This is a genomic window from Nocardia sp. NPDC052316, assembly GCF_044547795.1.
Classification (GTDB): domain Bacteria; phylum Actinomycetota; class Actinomycetes; order Mycobacteriales; family Mycobacteriaceae; genus Nocardia.
The window spans coordinates 534211-553588 of the sequence record NZ_JBIUBB010000004.1 but is presented as its reverse complement, the minus strand read 5'-3'; the positions used below and the strand labels follow the sequence as shown (position 1 = coordinate 553588).

At 67.6% G+C, this 19378-nt stretch carries 19 protein-coding genes; 5 read left to right on the top strand and 14 right to left on the bottom strand.

The features are described from left to right. Nucleotides 1-34: 34 nt before the first annotated feature. The 9 genes from tpiA to ACIHA7_RS20905 form a co-directional block, all read right to left on the bottom strand. Nucleotides 35-832 carry a triose-phosphate isomerase gene (tpiA, locus tag ACIHA7_RS20945; protein ID WP_397291895.1) on the bottom strand — a complete coding sequence of 266 codons (798 nt, stop codon included), beginning with the start codon at nt 830-832 and terminating at the stop codon, nt 35-37. An 8-nt stretch (nt 833-840) separates the two neighbouring features. After that, the gene (locus tag ACIHA7_RS20940; protein ID WP_397291891.1) at nt 841-2055 is read right to left on the bottom strand and encodes a phosphoglycerate kinase; all 1215 of its coding nucleotides are present in this window, start codon (nt 2053-2055) and stop codon (nt 841-843) included. A gap of 4 nt (nt 2056-2059) precedes the next feature. Then, entirely contained in the window at nt 2060-3079 is a 1020-nt protein-coding gene (gene gap / locus ACIHA7_RS20935) for a type I glyceraldehyde-3-phosphate dehydrogenase (RefSeq protein ID WP_107657914.1), read from the bottom strand. A 435-nt stretch (nt 3080-3514) separates the two neighbouring features. Beyond that, complete coding sequence (whiA, locus tag ACIHA7_RS20930) at nt 3515-4498, bottom strand: DNA-binding protein WhiA (RefSeq protein ID WP_040736336.1); 984 nt, start codon at nt 4496-4498, stop codon at nt 3515-3517. Next, entirely contained in the window at nt 4489-5535 is a 1047-nt protein-coding gene (yvcK, locus tag ACIHA7_RS20925; protein ID WP_397291887.1) for a uridine diphosphate-N-acetylglucosamine-binding protein YvcK, read from the bottom strand. The genes whiA and yvcK overlap by 10 nt, the downstream gene beginning before the upstream one ends. 37 nt (nt 5536-5572) lie before the next feature. Next, the gene (rapZ, locus tag ACIHA7_RS20920) at nt 5573-6553 is read right to left on the bottom strand and encodes an RNase adapter RapZ (RefSeq protein WP_240772276.1); all 981 of its coding nucleotides are present in this window, start codon (nt 6551-6553) and stop codon (nt 5573-5575) included. A gap of 334 nt (nt 6554-6887) precedes the next feature. Next, nucleotides 6888-8897: an excinuclease ABC subunit UvrC gene (uvrC, locus tag ACIHA7_RS20915; RefSeq protein ID WP_397291881.1), complete on the bottom strand. Its 2010-nt coding sequence runs from the start codon at nt 8895-8897 to the stop codon at nt 6888-6890. A gap of 151 nt (nt 8898-9048) precedes the next feature. Beyond that, the gene (locus ACIHA7_RS20910; protein ID WP_397291878.1) at nt 9049-9477 is read right to left on the bottom strand and encodes a hypothetical protein; all 429 of its coding nucleotides are present in this window, start codon (nt 9475-9477) and stop codon (nt 9049-9051) included. 147 nt (nt 9478-9624) lie between these two features. Next, the gene (locus tag ACIHA7_RS20905; protein ID WP_397291875.1) at nt 9625-10311 is read right to left on the bottom strand and encodes an HAD family hydrolase; all 687 of its coding nucleotides are present in this window, start codon (nt 10309-10311) and stop codon (nt 9625-9627) included. A gap of 234 nt (nt 10312-10545) precedes the next feature. Between ACIHA7_RS20905 and ACIHA7_RS20900 the strand changes: the two genes are divergently transcribed. Both ACIHA7_RS20900 and ACIHA7_RS20895 read left to right on the top strand, forming a co-directional pair. Beyond that, entirely contained in the window at nt 10546-12510 is a 1965-nt protein-coding gene (locus ACIHA7_RS20900) for a gamma-glutamyltransferase family protein (RefSeq protein ID WP_397291872.1), read from the top strand. A gap of 90 nt (nt 12511-12600) precedes the next feature. After that, a complete protein-coding gene (locus tag ACIHA7_RS20895) occupies nt 12601-13140 on the top strand; it encodes a GNAT family N-acetyltransferase (RefSeq protein ID WP_397291868.1) in 540 nt (179 codons plus the stop codon). A gap of 25 nt (nt 13141-13165) precedes the next feature. Here ACIHA7_RS20895 and ACIHA7_RS20890 read toward each other — a convergent pair whose 3' ends face one another. From ACIHA7_RS20890 to ACIHA7_RS20875, 4 genes are all read right to left on the bottom strand, one after another. Then, nucleotides 13166-13546: a PH domain-containing protein gene (locus ACIHA7_RS20890; protein WP_397291864.1), complete on the bottom strand. Its 381-nt coding sequence runs from the start codon at nt 13544-13546 to the stop codon at nt 13166-13168. Nucleotides 13547-13675: 129 nt separating this feature from the next. Then, on the bottom strand, nt 13676-14155 hold the full coding sequence (gene ribH, locus ACIHA7_RS20885; RefSeq protein ID WP_397291862.1) for a 6,7-dimethyl-8-ribityllumazine synthase: 480 nt from the start codon (nt 14153-14155) through the stop codon (nt 13676-13678). Nucleotides 14156-14176: 21 nt separating this feature from the next. Continuing rightward, nucleotides 14177-15421, bottom strand: coding sequence for a bifunctional 3,4-dihydroxy-2-butanone-4-phosphate synthase/GTP cyclohydrolase II (locus ACIHA7_RS20880; protein ID WP_135232026.1), 1245 nt, complete (start codon nt 15419-15421; stop codon nt 14177-14179). A 76-nt stretch (nt 15422-15497) separates the two neighbouring features. Next, nucleotides 15498-16121: a riboflavin synthase gene (locus tag ACIHA7_RS20875; RefSeq protein ID WP_397291857.1), complete on the bottom strand. Its 624-nt coding sequence runs from the start codon at nt 16119-16121 to the stop codon at nt 15498-15500. A 574-nt stretch (nt 16122-16695) separates the two neighbouring features. On the opposite strand from ACIHA7_RS20875, the gene ACIHA7_RS20870 reads away from it, so the two are divergent. After that, nucleotides 16696-17166 carry a hypothetical protein gene (locus tag ACIHA7_RS20870; RefSeq protein WP_397291853.1) on the top strand — a complete coding sequence of 157 codons (471 nt, stop codon included), beginning with the start codon at nt 16696-16698 and terminating at the stop codon, nt 17164-17166. 99 nt (nt 17167-17265) lie between these two features. Here the strand turns inward: ACIHA7_RS20870 and rpe are convergent, their stop codons facing one another. Continuing rightward, on the bottom strand, nt 17266-17922 hold the full coding sequence (gene rpe, locus ACIHA7_RS20865; RefSeq protein ID WP_397293111.1) for a ribulose-phosphate 3-epimerase: 657 nt from the start codon (nt 17920-17922) through the stop codon (nt 17266-17268). Nucleotides 17923-18018: 96 nt separating this feature from the next. On the opposite strand from rpe, the gene ACIHA7_RS20860 reads away from it, so the two are divergent. Both ACIHA7_RS20860 and ACIHA7_RS20855 read left to right on the top strand, forming a co-directional pair. After that, the gene (locus tag ACIHA7_RS20860) at nt 18019-18441 is read left to right on the top strand and encodes an ATP-binding protein (RefSeq protein WP_147131737.1); all 423 of its coding nucleotides are present in this window, start codon (nt 18019-18021) and stop codon (nt 18439-18441) included. Next, nucleotides 18441-19376, top strand: coding sequence for an RNA polymerase sigma factor SigF (locus tag ACIHA7_RS20855; protein ID WP_397291848.1), 936 nt, complete (start codon nt 18441-18443; stop codon nt 19374-19376). Before ACIHA7_RS20860 ends, ACIHA7_RS20855 begins: the two co-directional genes overlap by 1 nt. Nucleotides 19377-19378: the final 2 nt, after the last annotated feature.

The following is a 19378-nucleotide window of genomic DNA, read 5'->3' as shown; positions in this document are numbered from 1 at the left end:
CTCTCGCGGTGCCCGGCTCTTCCGGTGAAAACGGTTACGGCAGTGGACCGCCCGCGGCAATCGCGGAGAGGGTGGCGAACTCGTCACCCTTCAGCGAAGCACCGCCGACCAAGGCGCCGTCGATATCGGTCTGGCCGACGAGCTCACCGACGTTCTTGGCGTTGACCGAGCCGCCGTAGAGCACGCGCACGCCCGCGGCGACCTCCGGGGAGGCCAGCACGGCCAGCTCCGCGCGGATCGCGCCGCAGACTTCCTGCGCGTCGGCGGGGGTGGCGACCTTGCCGGTGCCGATGGCCCAGACCGGCTCGTAGGCGATGACGACCTTCGAGATCTCCTCCGCCGTCAGGCCTTTCAGCGAACCACGCAGCTGCTCGAGGTTGTACTCGACATGCGTCTTCGCCTCGCGGACGTTCAGGCCCTCGCCGATGCAGACGATCGGTGTGAGCCCGTGCTCGAGCGCCTTCTTGGCCTTGGCGAGCACGGTGGCGTCGTCCTCGTGGTGGTACTGCCGCCGCTCGGAGTGGCCGACCGCCACGAAGGTACAGCCGAGCTTGGCCAGCATCGCGGCACTGATCTCACCGGTGTAGGCGCCCGAGTCGTGCATCGAAACGTCTTGCGCGCCATAGGTGAGCAGCAGTTTGTCGCCCTCCACCAGCGTCTGCACGCTGCGCAGATCGGTGAACGGCGGCAGCACCGCGACGTCCACCTTGGCGAAGTACTTCTCCGGCAACGCGAAGGCGATCTTCTGCACCAGGGCGATCGCCTCGAGGTGGTTGAGGTTCAGCTTCCAGTTGCCCGCGATGAGCGGCTTCCTGGCATAGGACTTCGTCACAGCACTCCTCAATCTTCCAGCACTGCGATGCCCGGAAGTTCCTTGCCCTCCAGGTACTCCAGCGACGCGCCGCCGCCGGTGGAGATATGCGAGAAACCGTCCTCGGGCAGCTCTAGCGCACGCACGGCCGCGGCCGAATCGCCACCGCCGACGACGGTGAACGCACCCTTGCCGGTGGCCGTGACGATGGCCTCGGCCACGCCGCGGGTGCCGGCCGCGAAGTTCTCGAACTCGAACACGCCCATCGGGCCGTTCCAGAACACCGTCTTCGCCTCGGTCAGCAGCGCCGCGAACCGGTCGGTCGATTCCGGTCCGATGTCCAGACCCATCCAGCCGTCCGGAATCTCGTGCGCGGGCACGACCTTCGAGTCGGCATCGGCGGCGAACTTGCTCGCCGCCACGATGTCGCGCGGCAGGTGAATGACGTCCGCGTACCGATCGAGCAGGCCCTTGCAGGTCTCGATCATCTCTTCCTGCAGCAGCGAGCTGCCGACCGAGAGACCCTGTGCGGCAAGGAAGGTGAAGCACATGCCGCCACCGATGACCAGCGTGTCGACCTTCGGCGCGAGCGCCTCGATCACCGCGAGCTTGTCGGAGACCTTGGAACCGCCGAGCACGACCGCGTACGGCCGCTCGGTGTCCTTGGTCAGCTTGGCGAGCACCTCGACCTCGGCGGCGACCAGCTTGCCCGCGTAATGCGGCAGCAGCTTCGCCACGTCGTACACCGACGCCTGCTTGCGGTGCACCACACCGAAACCGTCGGAGACGAACGCGCCGTCGTCGCCGACCAGCTCGACCAACGCGGCGGCGAGCTTGGCCCGCTGCGCGTCGTCCTTGCTGGTCTCGCGCGGATCGAAGCGGATGTTCTCCAGCAGGAGCACATCGCCGTCGGTCAGCCCCTCGGAGCGCGCGAGCGCGTCCCCGCCGACCACGTCACCGGCGAGCTGGACGTTGCGGCCGAGCTCTTCGGCGAGCTTCGCGGCGACCGGCGCCAGCGAGAGCTTCGGGTCCGGCTCGCCCTTCGGCCGGCCGAGGTGCGCGGTGACGACCACCTTCGCACCGGCCTCGACCAGCGCTTTCAGCGTCGGCACCGAGGCGATGATGCGACCGGGATCGGTGATCTGACCGTTGTCGTCGAGGGGGACGTTCAGGTCGGAGCGCACCAGGACGCCCCGACCCTCGACACCCTCGTTCAGCAGATCCTGGAGAGTTTTGACTGTCATGGCCTCAGAGCGACTTGCCGACGAGGCCGATGAGGTCGGCGACACGGTTGGAGTAGCCCCACTCGTTGTCGTACCAGCCGACGACCTTGACCTGATCGTCGATCACCTTGATCAGCGGCGCGTCGTAGATGCACGAGTGCGGGTCGGTGACGATGTCACTCGACACGATCGGGTCGACGTTGTACTTCAGGATGCCCTTGAGCGGTCCCTCGGCGGCGGCCTTGTAGGCGGCGTTGATGTCGTCGATCGAGGCCGACTTGCGCAGGGTGACGGTCAGGTCGGTGACCGAGCCCGTCGGAACCGGCACGCGCAGCGCGTAACCGTCCAGCTTGCCCTGCAGTTCGGGGAGCACCAGGCCGATGGCCTTGGCCGCACCGGTGCCGGTCGGCACGATGTTCAGCGCGGCCGCGCGGGCGCGACGCAGGTCGCTGTGCGGGCCGTCCTGCAGGTTCTGGTCCTGCGTGTAGGCGTGGATGGTGGTCATCAGACCACGCTCGATGCCGAAGCTGTCGTTCAGCACCTTCGCCAGCGGGCCGAGGCAGTTGGTGGTGCACGAGGCGTTGGAGATGATGTTCTGGCTGCCGTCGTACTTGTCGTCGTTGACGCCCATGACGACCGTCAGGTCCTCGCCCTTGGCAGGCGCGGAGATGATGACCTTCTTGGCGCCCGCGGCGAGGTGGCCCTTCGCCTTGGTGGCATCGGTGAAGATGCCGGTGGACTCGACCACCACGTCGACGCCCAGGTCGCCCCACGGCAGCGCCGCCGGGCCCTCCTTGATGGCCAGCGCCTTGATCCGCTGGTCACCGACCACGATGGTGTCGTCGCCGTCGAGCGAGACATCCTGCGGCAGGCGGCCGAGGATCGAGTCGTACTTGAGCAGGGTCGCGAGAGTCGCGTTGTCGGTGAGGTCGTTGACCGCGACGATCTCGATGTCGGTGGTGCCCAGCGCCTTCTGCGCCTCCACCGCCCGGAAGAAGTTACGTCCGATACGACCGAAGCCGTTGATGCCTACCCGGACAGTCACGTTATCGCTCCTCAGCTTTCAAGCGGATCATTCCGATGTCTAGTAACAGTAGTGCCCGCCTGTAACCCCACCGACATGCACCTGTCCGTTGTGAACTGGCGATCTCGATGCGGTCATCAGGCCACCAGGGTGCGAACGTTCCCGAGTCACCACTTCACTACGGTAACCAGGGAAATCGATCACCGACTGGTCTGTTTCCTCACAGTCCGGTCCGCCGACCAGCGCAGGAACATCGTCAAGAGTCCTGGCATTCCGACACACCGGTCATTCTGACGTCTGCGGGGTTACCCGGTTCCCGTTCCGGCACACGTGTGCGTTTGTGCGCATGGTTCGGCCATCATTTTCGGCGCAACCCACCGATCGCGCTGCAGCCCGGTAGCGGAATCATCCGGCCGGTCACCCGAGTGGGCGACCGGCCGGATGACACACTCCGAATCAGGCTTCGTCGAGCAATTCGGCCGTGACAGCGGATTCCGTGTCGGGGATGCCGAGCTCCTTGGCCCGCCGGTCCGCCATCGACAGCAGGCGCCGAATCCGGCCCGCCACAGCGTCTTTCGTCATCGGCGGGTCGGCGAGCTGGCCGAGTTCCTCCAGCGAGGCCTGCCGATGCTGCACACGCAGTTTGCCAGCGGCGGCGAGATGATCGGGCACATCGTCGCTGAGGATCTCCAACGCACGCTCCACCCTGGCGGCCGCGGCGACCGCGGCCCTGGCCGAGCGGCGCAGGTTGGCGTCGTCGAAGTTGGCCAGCCGGTTTGCGGTGGCCCGCACCTCGCGGCGCAGCCTGCGCTCCTCCCAGACGATGCGGGTGCCGTGCGCACCCATCCTGGTGAGCAGCGCGCCGATGGCCTCGCCGTCGCGCACTACGACCCGGTCGGTGCCGCGCACCTCGCGCGCCTTGGCGGTGATGCCGAGCCTGCGCGCCGCGCCGACGAGCGCGAGCGCCGCCTCCGGACCAGGGCAGCTGACCTCCAGTGCGGAGGAGCGGCCGGGTTCGGTGAGCGAGCCGTGCGCGAGAAACGCTCCGCGCCAAGCTGCTTCGGCATCGGCGATGCTGCCGCCGACCACCTGCGCCGGCAGGCCGCGCACCGGACGACCGCGCACATCGAGCAGCCCGGTCTGCCTGGCCAGCGCCTCGCCCTCCTTGGACACGCGCACCACGTAGCGGGAGGTCTTGCGCAGCCCGCCCGCGCCGAGCACGTGCACATCGGAGCCGTAGCCGTATAGCTCGAAGATCTCCCGGCGCAGCCTGCGCGCGATGGAGCCCATGTCCACCTCGGCCTCGACGATCACCCGCCCGCCGACGATGTGCAGGCCGCCCGCGAAGCGCAGCAACGCGGACAGTTCCGCCTTGCGGGAACTGACTTGCGACACCGTGAGCCTGCTCAGCTCGTCTTTCACATCGGCTGTCATCGCCACGAGACGCGCTCCTTTCCACCCAACCCGGAACGCACATCCTGACCCATGTGCCGTCCCTCGACTCGAAGCCCTGCCATTTGTGGCCGAGGTTGCCGGATCAGTTGATCCAGTGCGGCGGCAAGCTTTCCGGGGTGATGCCGGTCCGTTCCCGCTTCGGCGACATCGGAGAAGGTTACCCGTGCCCGCAACTGTTCGGCAGCTCTCGCCACATGTTCTCTTTCGCGACCCTCGGGCACCGACCCCGAATCGACCAAAACTTCGTCGACCACGAATTCCGGTGCGTGCTGGGACAATACATGCAGGTGCCGTTCGGCGGAGAAACCCGCCGTTTCGCCGGGCTCGGCGGCCAGGTTCAGCACGAGAACTTTTCTCGCTCGGGTGTACACCAGCGCCTCTCGTAGTTCGGGGACGAGCACATGGGGGATGACGCTGGTAAACCAGGAGCCCGGTCCGAGCACGACGACGTCGGCGTGCTCGATGGCCGAGGTGGCCTCCTGGCTGGCGGGTGGATCCGACGGAATCAACCGCACCCGCCGGACCTTTCCCGGGGTGGTCGCGATGGCGACCTGACCGCGGATGCAGCGGCTGACGCGTGGATCTGCTTCCAGCCCAGCCACATCCGCTTCGATATCGAGCGCGATGGGCGACATCGGCAGCACCCGGCCGGTGATGCGCAACATCTTCGCGAGTTCGTCGAGCGCGGCGACCGGGTCGCCGAGCACCTCGGTCAGGCCGGCCAGGATGAGGTTGCCGACCGAGTGGCCGGCCAGTGCGCCGGTGCCGCCGAAGCGGTGTTGCACGGTCGTGGTCCAGATTCCGTCGGCGTCCGCGGCCAGCGCGGCGAGCGCCATCCGCAGGTCACCGGGCGGTAGCACGCCCAGCTCGGCGCGTAGGCGACCGGACGAGCCGCCGTCGTCCGCGACGGTGACGACCGCGCAGATCTTTCTGGTCAACCGCCGAACGGCGGTCAATGTCGAGTACAGGCCGTGCCCGCCACCCAGCGCGACAATGCCGGGATCGGATTCCCACCCCGTCATGCCGCGGCCTCGCTACCACGAGGCATCGTGCGCTCACTCATTCGCGCCCCAGATCCCGATGCACGACGCGCACCACATCGGCGGGGCCCTCGCTCCCGCCGGTGCCCTCGCTCATCAGTTCGCCAAGAGCCTCGGCTATCGCCACGCTGCGGTGCCTGCCTCCGGTGCAGCCCACTGCCACCGTCATGTATCGCTTCCCCTCTTGGCGGTAACCGTTCATGGTCAGCTCGACCAGGTGGTGGCAGGTACGCAGATAGTCGGCCGCGCCGGGGCGCGACAACACGTACTCGCTCACCACTGATTCCTGACCAGTGTGTTCCCGCAATTCCGGTATCCAATGTGGATTAGGTAGAAAACGCACATCCAACACCATGTCGGCGTCCAGTGGAACCCCATGCTTGAAGCCGAAAGATTGCACCGTCAGCTGCAGTGCACTGGGTGCACCGTCGCCGAAGGCCTCCTCCAGCTTGCGGTGCAGCTGGTGGATGGACAGCTCGGTGGTGTCGATGACCAGGTCCGCCGCGGTTTTCACGGCCGAGAGCCGGATGCGTTCTGCGGCGATACCCGACGAGAGCGTGCCGTCTTTGCTCTCGCTTTGCAGCGGGTGGCGGCGCCGGGCGAAGCCGAAACGCCGGATCAGCACATCGTCGGAGGCTTCCAGAAACAGCACCCTGGTTTCGATGCCGAGTTTGCGCAACTGTTCGGTGACCACCGAGAGGTCGCCGGTGAAGAACCTGCTGCGCACGTCCATCACCAGGGCCAGACTGCGGATCGGCGGATCGGCGGAGGCGCCGAGTTCGACCATCCGGCCGATCAGCTCCGGGGGCAGGTTGTCGGTGACGTACCAGCCGAGATCCTCGAGTACGCGGGCGGCGGTGCCGCGGCCCGCGCCGGATAGTCCGGTCACGATGACGACTTCGACCTGTGGGTTCGCCGCCGCGACAGCGCTCGAGGGGCCGGCCCGCCCCTCGGTCTGTCGCGGATCACCCGCAGTGTTGTTCGCTTCGACGCGTGTCATGTCCTACCGGATCCGTCACACGACCGCACCGCGCGGGCGCTCGGCTCCGCCGTGCGCCGTGGCACGCTGTGTTGTCGGTTCACTCGCTGCGCTCGCTCTCTGGGTACCTCTCGAATCATCCCGCACCGGTTCCGGTATCGGGCGCAGACATGCGCGATCACCTTCCGTGGTGCACGTGGAAGGCTAGCGACTCCACCGAGCCTGCGCTCGGTTCCGTCGTGCGCCCGCACGCGGTGTATCCCTGGCTGCTCGCTGGCGCTCGCGCACAAACATGTGTTGGAACGGTACCGAGAATATAGGTGGATCGGAGCAAAGCCGGTGTTTCCGATCGTCCTCAGCCTTCCTGGAGCGCCGCGAGCACGGCCTTGGCGGTGGCCAATCCGATGCCAGGGACCTCGGTGATCTCCTCCACCGTGGCCTGCTTGAGCTTGGCGACGGAACCGAAATGGGTAACCAATGCGGTTCGGCGCGCCGTCCCCAGGCCCGGCACCGAGTCCAGCGCGGATGCGGTCATCCGGCGGGAGCGTTTGCTGCGGTGGAAGGTGATGGCGAACCGGTGGGCCTCGTCGCGGATCCGCTGCAGCAGGAACAAGGCTTCACTGTTGCGCGGCATGATCACCGGGTCGCTCTCCCCCGGCACCCACACCTCTTCGAGGCGTTTGGCCAGGCCGATCACCGCGACATCGGTGATGCCGAGTTCGTCGAGCACCTCGGCGGCGGCCGCGACCTGGGGTGCGCCGCCGTCGACGACGTAAAGGTTGGGCGGGTAGGCGAACTTACGCGGACGGCCGGTCTGCGGGTCGATGCCGGGGCGGGACACGATTTCCGCGGTGTCGTCGAGGGCCTCGACCTCCGCCAGGTCCTCGTTCACCATCAGCTCGCGCTCCTTCTGCAGCTTGTAGAAGCGCCGCCGGGTCACCTCCCGGATGCTGCCGACGTCGTCGGAGCGGCCGTCGCCCGCGGCCTCCTTGATGGTGTAGTGCCGGTACTCGGATTTGCGGGCCAGTCCGTCCTCGAACACCACCAGCGAGGCGACCACATCGGTGCCCTGCACATGGCTGATGTCGACGCACTCGATCCGCAGCGGGGCGCTGTCCAGTTCGAGAGCGTCTTGAATGGCTTGCAGCGCAGCCGATCGCGACGTCAGGTCGCCCGCGCGCTTGAGCTTGTGCTGCTGCAAGGCCTCCATCGCGTTGCGCTGCACGGTCTCGGCGAGGGCCTTCTTGTCGCCGCGCTGCGGCACCCGCAGTTGCACGGCCGAGCCGCGCAGGTTCGACAGCCACTCCTGCAACTGCTCGGCGTCGGCCGGGAGCTCGGGGACCAGCACCTCCCTCGGCACCACCGTCGCGGGCTGCTCGGCCTCGCCCAGCTCCGCCACCGCGACCTGCTCGCCGTAGAACTGGGTGAGGAACTGCTCCACCAACACGGCCAGTTCGCTGCCCGCCTCGGGTGAGTCGATGGCGTCGCCGGATTTGTCGACCACCCAGCCGCGCTGGCCCCGGACCCTTCCGTCGCGGACGTGGAAGATCTGCACCGCCGCCTCGAGCTCGTCGGTGGCGAAGGCGATCACGTCGGCATCGGTGCCGGTGCCGAGCACCACGGCCTGCTTCTCCAGCGCGCGGCGCAGCGCCTGCACGTCGTCGCGCAGGCGGGCGGCGTTCTCGAAGTCGAGGTCCTCGGCGGCGTCCTGCATGCGGCGTTCGAGCTGGCGCACCATGCGGTCGGTGCGGCCTGCCAGGAAGTCGCAGAAGTCCTCCACGATCTGGCGGTGTTCGGCGGCGCTGACCCGGCCGATGCACGGCGCCGAGCACTTGTCGATGTAGCCGAGCAGGCAGGGGCGCCCGATCTGGTTGTGCCGCTTGAACACTCCGTTGGAACAGGTGCGCGCGGGGAACACCCGCAGCAGCAGGTCGAGGGTTTCCCGGATCGCCCAGGCGTGCGCGTAGGGGCCGAAGTACCGCACGCCCTTCTTGCGCGCGCCGCGGTAGACGAACAGGCGCGGGAACTCCTCGTTCAGCGTCACCGCGAGCACCGGATACGACTTGTCGTCCCGGTACCGCACATTGAACCGGGGGTCGAACTCCTTGATCCAGTTGTACTCGAGCTGCAGCGCCTCCACCTCGGTGGAGACGACGGTCCATTCGACGCTCGCGGCCGTGGTGACCATCTGCCGCGTGCGCGGATGCAGCGACGCCACGTCGGCGAAGTAGGAGTTCAGCCTGCTGCGCAGGCTCTTTGCCTTGCCGACGTAGATGACCTGCCGATATGCGTCCCGGAACTTGTACACCCCTGGTTCGACGGGAATCGTGCCCGGCTTGGGCCGGTACGTCGCTGGATCTGCCACCCATCAAGCCTATCGAGCACGTCCGACAAGCTCGGCAAGGCGATCCGGGTTCGGTGCCCGTGCGGGGTCGCGACCCGGATCGACCGGCCGCTCGTTGCCGAAACACGCTGCTGGACAGGAAGTTCGGTGCCTAGTTCTGCCGCCGAACGCGTCATTCGCCTGCGCCGAACCACTCCTTGGCTTCGGCGCGGCACAGCTGGTAGACGACGGCGCTCGACGCGCCGAGCGAAAAGAGCACCGCCACGATCCACTGCGCGAACGGGATGTCGTTGGGCTGGGTTCGCCAGCCGACCACGGCCTGGGCGAGCGCCAAGATGATCGCCAGCACCCGCACGCCGCTCGCGCCGCGGAGGAATCCCCAGGCGGCGAGGCCGAGCAGCCAGCTGAACAGGAACTGGATGGCCGCGCCGCCCGCGGCCTCGGCGCTGCGCGTCACTCCCATGACCACCGGATAGACGAGTCCGAATCCCGCCAGCCCCCAGGCGGCTTCCCGCGCTTCGCTGACGGCCTCGGGCAGCTCGCTCAGTGCCCATAATTTCTCGGCGACCGCTAAATCCTCGTCCGAAAAGTCCGCGCCCACGGCGCTCCCCACTCCCGATCAACACTCTCGACCCGTATCGACGGGTGCGCCAGCTGGACGCTAGAGCACCGGAGCGAGTCGGACAACTCGGGCGCGGCGGGGGTTATCGGGAGATGATGCCGTGCTGATCGCGGGCGCGCCGGTCGATCAGGACAGCCCGTGCTGGTGCAGTGCGTCGAGCAGACCGGACGGCCGCTCGCCCGTGGGCAGGGGGTCTACCAGGGCGAATCGGCAGCCGAGTGCGGTCGCGCCGCCGTCCGCCTCGGCGCTGTCGCCGACCATCAGGGCGGCGGCCGGGTCGACGCCGAGTTTGTCGAGGGTGGCGGCGAAAATGCGTGGATCGGGTTTCACCGCGCCGACCTCGAAGGAGAGGGCGAAGGCGTCGATGTAGCGGTCCCAGTTCCGGGTGGTGAAGGCGGGGCGGATGTCGAACGCGATGTTGCTCACCACCCCGACCTGAATGCCTTGGGCCGCAAGCGAGGTCAATACTTCGTCGACGTCCGGGTAGGGCGTCCAGGACATCGGATCGATCAGGCGGCCGTAGAGGACGGCGGCTTGGTCGTCGGTCGGGACGCCGGACTTGCGCAGGACCTCCAGGTAGGCCCGCCGATGCAGCTTCGGGTCCAGGTCACGGTTGTCCCAGGCGTGCTGGCCGTCGGCGTCGAACCGCACCAGCTGACCGACCGGGGCGGTCATCCTGCGCAGGATCTCGGCCTTCTCGTGCACATCGAAGGGGCGGCCATCGGCCGCGACCAGGTCCGCACCCCAGGATTCGTCCTCCTCCAGTCGAAACAAGGTTCCGGAATAGTCGAAGAGCACCGCTTCGATGGTCACCGGATCAGCCTACCGACCGGTCCGCAGTAGCGGGAGTCGTCGCAGGTCACCAGGGCGCAGGCGGATATCCGGTGGTGCGCAAGGGGGTTCGTCGTCGTTACGCGGGCCTCGTCGCGCCTGGAAGGATCTTGTCGAGGCGCCGGCATCCTTGCGGCACCGGTAGCGCCGGACTCTCCCGGCGTCGGTCGGACAAATCCCTCCCCCGGTGTCGGTGCCGGGCGTTAGAGTCCCCCCATGAGGCGCGCGCGAGGAACGTGGACGGGTGTGGCGGCAGTGCTGCTGCTCGCCCTCGGGACGGTCACGGCATGTTCGTCGGAGGAGGACAAAGCCGCGGCCGTCTGCGACACCGTGCCGAACGGAACACCGGTGGCCGCGACCTCGGCAGGCGCCACGGGCGGCAAGACCCAGGACATCAGCACCAATCCGGAGATCTCCACCGGCTACCGGTCGGGGATGACGGCGGTGCGCACCAAGACGTATGCGGTGGCGACGGCGAACCCGGTGGCGACGAAGGCCGCGTGTGGCGTGCTGCGCGAGGGCGGTACCGCCGCGGACGCGCTGATCGCCGCGCAGACGGTGCTCGGCCTGGTCGAACCGCAGGCGTCCGGCATCGGCGGCGGCGCGTTCCTGATGTACTACGACGCGAACACCAAGACCGTGGACGCCTACGACGGGCGCGAGGTCGCGCCCGCCGCGGCCACCGAGAACTACCTGCGCTGGGTCAGCGACACCGATCGGTCCGAGCCGAAACCGAACACCCGCGCCAGCGGTCGATCCATCGGCGTGCCAGGGGTTTTGCGGATGCTGGAGATGGCGCACCGCGACCACGGCAAGACCGGCTGGCGGGAACTGTTCGACCCGGCCATCGATCTCGCCGATCGCGGGTTCCCGATCAGCCCCCGCTTCGCCGGGCAGATCGCGGAGTCCGCCAAGGATCTGGCCCTCGACGAGGCGGCGAAGGCGTACTTCCTGAATCCCGACGGCACCCCCAAACCCGCGGACACCATGCTGACCAACCCGGCGATGGCGAAGACGCTTGGCGCCGTCGCCGCCGAGGGCGCCCAAGCCTTCTACACCGGCACCATCGCGGCCGACATCGTCGAAGCGGCCACCTCCGCATCCGGCGGCCGCACCCCGAGCCTGATGACCACCGCCGACCTGGCCAACTACCAGGCGAAGAAGCGCACCGCGCTGTGCACCACCTATCGCGCGCACGAGATCTGCGGCATGCCGAACCCGTCGTCGGGCGGCAGCACCGTCGCCGCCACCCTCGGCATCCTGGAGAACTTCGACCTCGCCGCGCTGCCGCCGGACAACCTCGGTTCCGGTTCCGACGCCCGCAACGGCGGCAAGCCGAAGGCCGACGCCGTCCATCTCATCGCCGAGGCCGAACGCCTCGCCTACGCCGACCGCAACAAGTACGTCGCCGACTCGGACTTCATTCCGCTGCCCGGTAATTCACCGCAGACCCTGGTGAACAAGGACTACCTGAAGCAGCGCTCCGCGCTGATCGACCGCGGCCGCAGCATGGGCACCGCACAGCCCGGCGACTTCGGTCCGGTCCCGCTCGGTGTCGGCGCGCAGCCGCCCGAGCACGGCACCAGCCATATCTCGGTGGTCGACAAGTACGGCAACGCGGCGGCCATGACCACCACCGTGGAGTCGGCATTCGGCTCATTCCACCTGGTCAACGGTTTCGTGCTGAACAACCAGCTCACCGACTTCGCCGCGGACCCGCTCGGCACCGACGGCGCACCCGTCGCCAACCGGATCCAGCCCAACAAGCGCCCGCGCAGCTCGATGGCCCCCACCCTCGTCTTCGACAAGGCCCCCGACGGTACCCGCGGCGCCCTCACCCACATCGCAGGCTCCCCCGGCGGCTCGGTGATCATCCAGTTCGTCGTGAAAACCCTGATCGGCATGCTGGATTGGAGCCTCGATCCGCAACAGGCCGTCTCCGCCCTCTCCTTCGGCGCGGGCAACACGCCCTCCACCGGCGTCGGCGGCGAACACCCGAGCATCAACACCGCCGACAACGGCAACAACGACGCCCTGGTCCTGCGCCTGCGCGAGCTAGGCCACCAGGTCACGGTCGCCCCCCAATCCAGCGGCCTCAGCGCACTCCAGCGCGACGGCGACGGCTGGATCGGCGGCGCCGACCCCCGCCGTGAGGGAGCAGTGCTCGGCGACACCCGCTGAGTCGGCAGCGCGGGTGCGGACGTCGTCCTCGTCGCGCGTGTCGGGGGTTTATCTCGCGGTAGTGCCACGGTTGGCCGTTAACCTGCAGTTATGCAGACCGGTGCGTTCGTCCTCGCGGAGGCTTTCGCCGAGGATCCGCTGATGACCTACTTCTGGCCGCGACGTGGGTTGCGGCAGCATGCGCTGCCTGCGTTCTGGGACTCGCGTATCGCCTCGCGAGCGGAGACGGGCATGGTCGATGCGGCGTGCGACACGGACGGGAACATCGTCAGCGTCGCATTGTGGGAACCGCCGGGGGTCATCTCATCGATCGCGAAGCCGTTCACCCTGTTCCGGGCGTTGAAAGGCAGTCTGCCCCGGGCACTCGCGGCCTCCCGCCAGATCGAAGACGTCCGACCCGATACACCCCATCTGTACCTCGCCGCCGTCGGTACTCACCCGAATTGTCGGCGTCAGGGCTTCGCGTCGTCCCTGATCGAGCAGCGGCTGGCCGGCTCGACCGAGTCCTGCTTCCTGATCTGCAATTCCCGTGCGGCCTGCCCGTTCTTCGAACGCTTCGGCTTCAAACGGCAGGGCGAGCTACCCATCGACCACGGGCCCGTCGTCTATCCCATGCTGCTGGCGCGCTGAACCTCGACACCGGCGGCGGCACCGATCACTTCGGCTCGGCGGTGTACTTCACGCCCAGTTCGCGCAGCTGCTCCATGGCCTCGGCGGCCCGCTCCTTGTCGTTGGAGCGGATGGCCAGCATGGGAACGTAATCGTCGTTGACGAGTTCGAGCCTGGCCCAGGCTTTCCGATCGGGGAAGGTGACTCCGCGAACGGTGTCCCAGGAAAAGTCGTTGTCGCCGAGGATGTTTCGCACCGAGACCCCGCCGGCGCCGACCCGTACGCGCGGCCGGGTGAGCAGCAGGACCGCGGCGGCGATGACCAGGCCGATGCCGATCATGGCTAGCTGGTCGACGACGCGGAAGTTCACGCCGGTCGAACCGGTGCGCAACCAGATACCGCCCGCGAGGAAAGCAGCGGCAATCACGACGGCGACGATGCGCGCGTTGCGCACGGCACGGCGGGGGCGGATCTCGAGCTCCCACCCCGATGTATCGCCTTGTCCTGTGGTGGTTTCAGTGTTCCTTCGGAAAATGCGAGAGACCGGCATCAGTTACTACGCGGACTGCCGCAGGGAACGCAGCGTCAGCGCGGCGTCGAGCGCCGCGGCGCAGGCCTGCTCGCCCTTGTTCTCGGCCGAACCGGGAAGACCGGCCCGATCCAGCGCCTGCTCCTCGTTGTTCGTGGTGAGCACCCCGTTCGCGACGGGCGTGCCCGCGTCCAGCGAGACCCGGGTGAGACCGGCGGTGACCGCGTCGCAGACGTACTCGAAATGCGGTGTGCCACCCCGGATCACCACGCCGAGCGCGACGACCGCGTCGTGCGTGCGCGCCAGTTCCTGGGCCACCACCGGCAGTTCCATCGCGCCCGCGCACCGCACCACCGTGACGTGCAGCACGCCGGCGTCTTTGGCCACCTGTTCGGCGTTCGCCACCAGGGTGTCGCAGATGGTGGTGTGCCAGCGCGACGCGACGATGCCGAGTTTCAGATCCTTGGCATCCGCGAGCGCGAAAGTCGGTACGCCGGTACCGCTCATCGATGTCTGCCTCTCCGTGAATTAGCGGGCGGTCTCGCCCAGATCGATGTCGTCGAGCCCGATCAGGTCGTGGCCCATCCGGTCGCGCTTGGTCCGCAGGTAGCGCAGGTTCTCGGCGTTGGCGCGCAACGGCATCGGCACCCGGTCGGTGATCCGCAGACCGTAGCCGTCCAGGCCGACGCGCTTGGCCGGGTTGTTGGTGAGCAGCCGCATCGAGCGAATCCCGAGGTCGACCAGGATCTGCGCGCCGGTGCCGTAGTCGCGCGCGTCAGCGGGCAGCCCGAGTTCCAGGTTCGCGTCGACCGTGTCGTGGCCGGAGTCCTGCAGCTGGTAGGCCTGCAGCTTGTGCATCAGCCCGATGCCGCGGCCCTCGTGACCGCGCATGTACAGCACCACGCCGCGGCCTTCCTGGGCCACCATCTCCAGCGCGGCATCCAGTTGCGGACCGCAGTCGCAGCGCAGTGAACCGAACACGTCGCCGGTGAGGCACTCGGAGTGCACCCGCACCAGCACGTCCTCGCCGTCGGCGAGGTCGCCGCGCACCAGCGCGACATGCTCGACCTCGTCATAGATGCTCTGGTACCCGACGGCCATGAATTCGCCGTGTGCCGTGGGGATCCGCGCCTCGGCGACGCGCACCACGTGCTTCTCGTGCTTGCGCCGCCAGGCGATCATGTCGGCGATGGAGATGAGCGCGAGGTTGTGCTCGTCGGCGAAGACGCGCAGCTCCTCGGTGCGGGCCATGTGGCCCTCGTCCTTCTGGCTGACGATCTCGCAGATCACGCCCGCGGGGCGCAGTCCGGCCATCCTGGACAGGTCGACCGCGGCCTCGGTGTGGCCCGGCCTGCGCAGCACGCCGCCGTCCTTCGCGCGCAACGGCACCACATGGCCGGGGCGGGTGAAGTCGTCGGCCTTCGCCTCGTCGGAGGCGAGTAGTCGCATGGTGGTGGCGCGGTCGGCACCGGAGATGCCGGTCGTGATGCCCTCGCGGGCGTCGACCGACACGGTGTAGGCGGTGCCGTGCTTGTCCTGGTTCATCGCGTACATCGGCGGCAGACCAAGCCGATCGCAGTCGTCACCCGTCAGTGGCACACAGATGTAACCGGAGGTGTAGCGAATCATGAAGGCCACCAGCTCCGGGGTGGCCTTCTCCGCCGCGAAGATGAGGTCGCCCTCGTTCTCGCGGTCCTCGTCGTCGACGACGACGACCGCCTTACCGGCGGCGATGTCGGCGACTGCGCGCTCGATGGTGTCGAACCTGGTCACGTCTGTTGTGCTCCATCTCGAATTAGGTCCGCCACTACACTACGGCGTCGCTCGCGGATGATGACCGCCCGGCTGTTCACCCGCGCTGCTGCAGGCGCTCCACGTACTTCGCGATCACGTCCACCTCCAGATTGACGGTGGTGCCGACGGTGGCAAAGCCGAGATTTGTCAGGGCAAGCGTGGTGGGGATGAGCGAGACCTCGAACCAGTCGCCGCTGCCCGCCTCCGCGGGCTCGACGGCGACGCCGAGGGCGGAGACGGTGAGCGAGATGCCGTCGACGGTGATCGAGCCCTTCTCCACCACATAGCGTGCGATCGAGTCGGGCAGCGAGATGCGCACCACGTCCCAGTTCTCCGAGGGGGTGCGGGAGAGCACGGTGCCGGTGCCGTCGACGTGACCCTGGACGAGGTGTCCGCCGAGCCTGCTGTTGAGAGCGGCGGCCCGTTCCAGGTTGACCTTCGATCCGGTCTCCAGCTTGCCGATGCTGGAGCGATCCAGCGTCTCCTGCATCACGTCGACGGTGAACGAATCGCCGCCGACCACCTCGACGACGGTCAGGCACACACCGTTCACCGCGATCGAATCGCCGTGCCCGGCATCGGAGGTCACCAGTTCGCCCCGGATCGTCAGCCGGGCGGCGTCGGCCAACCGCTCGGTGGCGACGATCTCGCCCAGCTCCTCGACGATGCCTGTGAACATGCCCTGACTCCCTGTCGTTGTCCCCGGTTGCGGAACAGCCCGGCCGCGACGGGTATTCCCGCCGGTCGGTGCCCTTGGCTCAGCTTAACGACGGCTGGTCGTAGCCGACAGCACGGTTCCGCTCAAAGGGCCAGCAGACCGTGTCCCGGCAACCGCCGAAGGAAGCAGACCGTCGGCCAGTGACACGCCACCTGGGGCAAACGATCAATAAAGAATTGATGCCGAATTAAAATCGAACATGCGTATATATCGGCTTTTTCATGTCGACAATGATTATTGCGACGAAATACGGATACCATCAGTTCGTGTTTTGCACACTTCCGGCAAACCCACGAGCTCTTTCCATACCCAGTTGCCACCCACTTTTCACATTTGCTTGCGCCGTGACCGAAATAGCAGCAATATTGTTATACAGCCGATTCCTACCGTTCACCGAACAGTTCGAGGAGGCACCGTTAGACCTGGTGAAGCACGTGATGCCGCCAGGAAGTTCGACCAGAGGATTGTCCACTACTCACGGAAGTAAGAAAACCACAGTGGGTCTAATCAAGCTCGACACAGTTGGGGGCGCGGCGTGACCACTCTTCTCGATTCGACGCTGGAAGTTCGCTGCGCGCAGTACCGACGCGAATTGCACCTGCCCGCCTCGATCGATCCCACCTCGCGACGCATTCTGCTGCATATCGGCGCGCACTACGGCGCCATCACCATGCCCGCCGACCTCGGCGAACGGGTGCAGCAGCGGCTCGAGCAGGCCGCCATCGCGGGACCGGTCCTCGATCACGCCCGCGCCAAGCGGTGGACCTTCCTGACCGGACCGTACCGGCCGGACACCCTGACCGCCGCGGTCTCCGCCGAGCTGTTCCGGATGTACGCGACGGTGGCCTGCACCGGCAGCCAGATCGTGCTCCCCTCGCCCGACGACGAGCACACCGGCTATCGCACGTGGATTCGCTCCCCCGAAACCGCGACCACCCGGCCGCCGCTCAACGCGGTGATCGAGGCAACCCGCGCCGTCGGCGCGTGCAAAACCCGCGCGCTGTAAGCGAATTCGCCGAGACAGACCGCGCGTACCCCGGCACCGCTTACCGCGCGACGCGCACAATCGCTGCCTGTTGAACCCGCGCAGTCAGCGATCCGTCGCTCAGCCCGCGCGCACCGCGGCGGCTTGCCGGCGCAGCGACTCGACGGCCGCCTTGGGGTCGGCCGTGTTGTACACAGCGGACCCGGCGACGAAGCAATCGATCCCTGCCTCGGCCGCAGCCTCGATCGTGTCGGCATTGATACCACCGTCGATCTCCACCAGCAGTCGCAGCTCGCCCGCGTCCACCAGCCTGCGCACCGTGCGCGCCTTCTCCAGCACATCGGCGATGAACGACTGCCCGCCGAAGCCGGGCTCGACGCTCATCACGAGCAGGGTGTCGAACGAGCGCAGGATCTCCAGGTACGGCTCGATCGGCGTGTTCGGCTTCACCGAGAGACCGGCCTTGGCACCCGCCGCGCGGATATCCCGGGCCACCGCGATCGGATCGTCGGTCGCCTCGGCATGGAAGGTCACATTGTGCGCGCCCGCCTCGGCGTACGGCGGCGCCCAACGGCCCGGATCCTCGATCATCAGGTGGCAGTCGAGCGGGATGTCGGTCGCCTTCAGCAGGCTCTGCACCACCGGCAGGCCCAGCGTCAGGTTCGGCACGAAATGCGCGTCCATCACGTCGACGTGTAGCCAGTCGGCCCCCGCGACCGCCCGTGCCTCGTCCGCGAGGTGGGCGAAGTCGGCGGACAGGATGGAGGGGGCGATCATCGGAACGGCCGGGCGCGCGTAAGTCGGGGTGGACACAACGTCGCAGTCTATCGGTAGTGTGGGTTGCCCAGCGCGGGAGTGGGTAGCCTGCATAGGGTGATCAACATTTCGGCGGAACAGGGGCTGTACAGCACCCCGGTGGAGATTCGGGTGGCCGCATCGGTCACACAGCTGCCCATCGTTCGTGGGCTCGCCGAAACTCTCGTCCTACTAAGCGATTTCACGCTGGACGAGGTGGCCGACATCCGGCTGGCCGTCGACGAGGTCTGCTCGACCCTGATCGCCGTCGCCGGACCCGACACCAGCCTGAACTGTCGCTTCACCGTGGGCGAGACCGAGTTGCTTGTCCACGTCAGCGGGATCGCAGCCAAGGCGGGTTTACCGGACCAGCGCAGCTTCGGCTGGCATGTACTGCGCACCCTCACCGATGAGGTACAGGCAAAACAGGATTCGTTCGATTCGACGGTTTCCGGATATCCGACGACGGTCGAGTTCCGTCGGGTCCGGGGGAAAGCGTAGTGGCGGACGAGGACACCGTGTTCGACTCCGATCGCGACGACAACGCCGACACCGTTATCGACAAGGCGGATCCCGCCACCGAGAAGGCCGACGACGCGGAGGGCGTCGCCGAGGACGCGGACGATGTCAGCACCGAGGACGCCGCCGAGGAGAGCGAAACCATCGAAGCGGTGCGGACGGTCGCCGGCTACGACGACGTCGGGCTGCTCTTCGAACAGCTCGGCGCGAGCAAGCCGGGGACCGCGCGGCACAGCGCGATCCGTGCCGAACTGATCAGTCGCTGCATCCCGCTGGCCGATCACATCGCGCGCAAGTTCAGCGGGCGCGGTGAACCGTTCGACGACCTCACCCAGGTGGCGCGGGTCGGGTTGGTCCACGCCGTCGACCGTTTCGACGTCGAGCGCGGCTCGAACTTCCTGTCCTTCGCGGTGCCGACGATCATGGGCGAGGTGCGCCGCTACTTCCGCGACAACACCTGGGCTATGCGGGTGCCGCGGCGGGTCAAGGAGACCCACCTGCGGATCGGCGCGGCCATCGACGCGCTCTCCCAGCGGCTGGGCCGATCCCCGACGGCCAAGGAAATCGCCGCCGAACTCGACGTGGACCCGGACGAGGTGACCCAAGCCGTCATCGCGGGCAACGCCTACCAGCCGAGCTCCATCGACGCGGCCACCCTCGGCCGCGACACCGACGCCTCCCTGCTGGACACCCTCGGTGAGGAAGAGTCCCAATTCGACCGGGTGGAGGAGTATGTCGCGATCCGCCCGCTGCTGGCCGGGCTGCCCGAGCGGGAACGCCGGATCCTCACCATGCGGTTCTTCGAATCGATGACGCAAACCCAGATCGCCCAGCAGATGGGGATCTCGCAGATGCACGTCTCGCGCATCCTCGCGAAAACCCTTGCGCGGCTGCGGGAACAGTCGAGCCGGGAGTAACG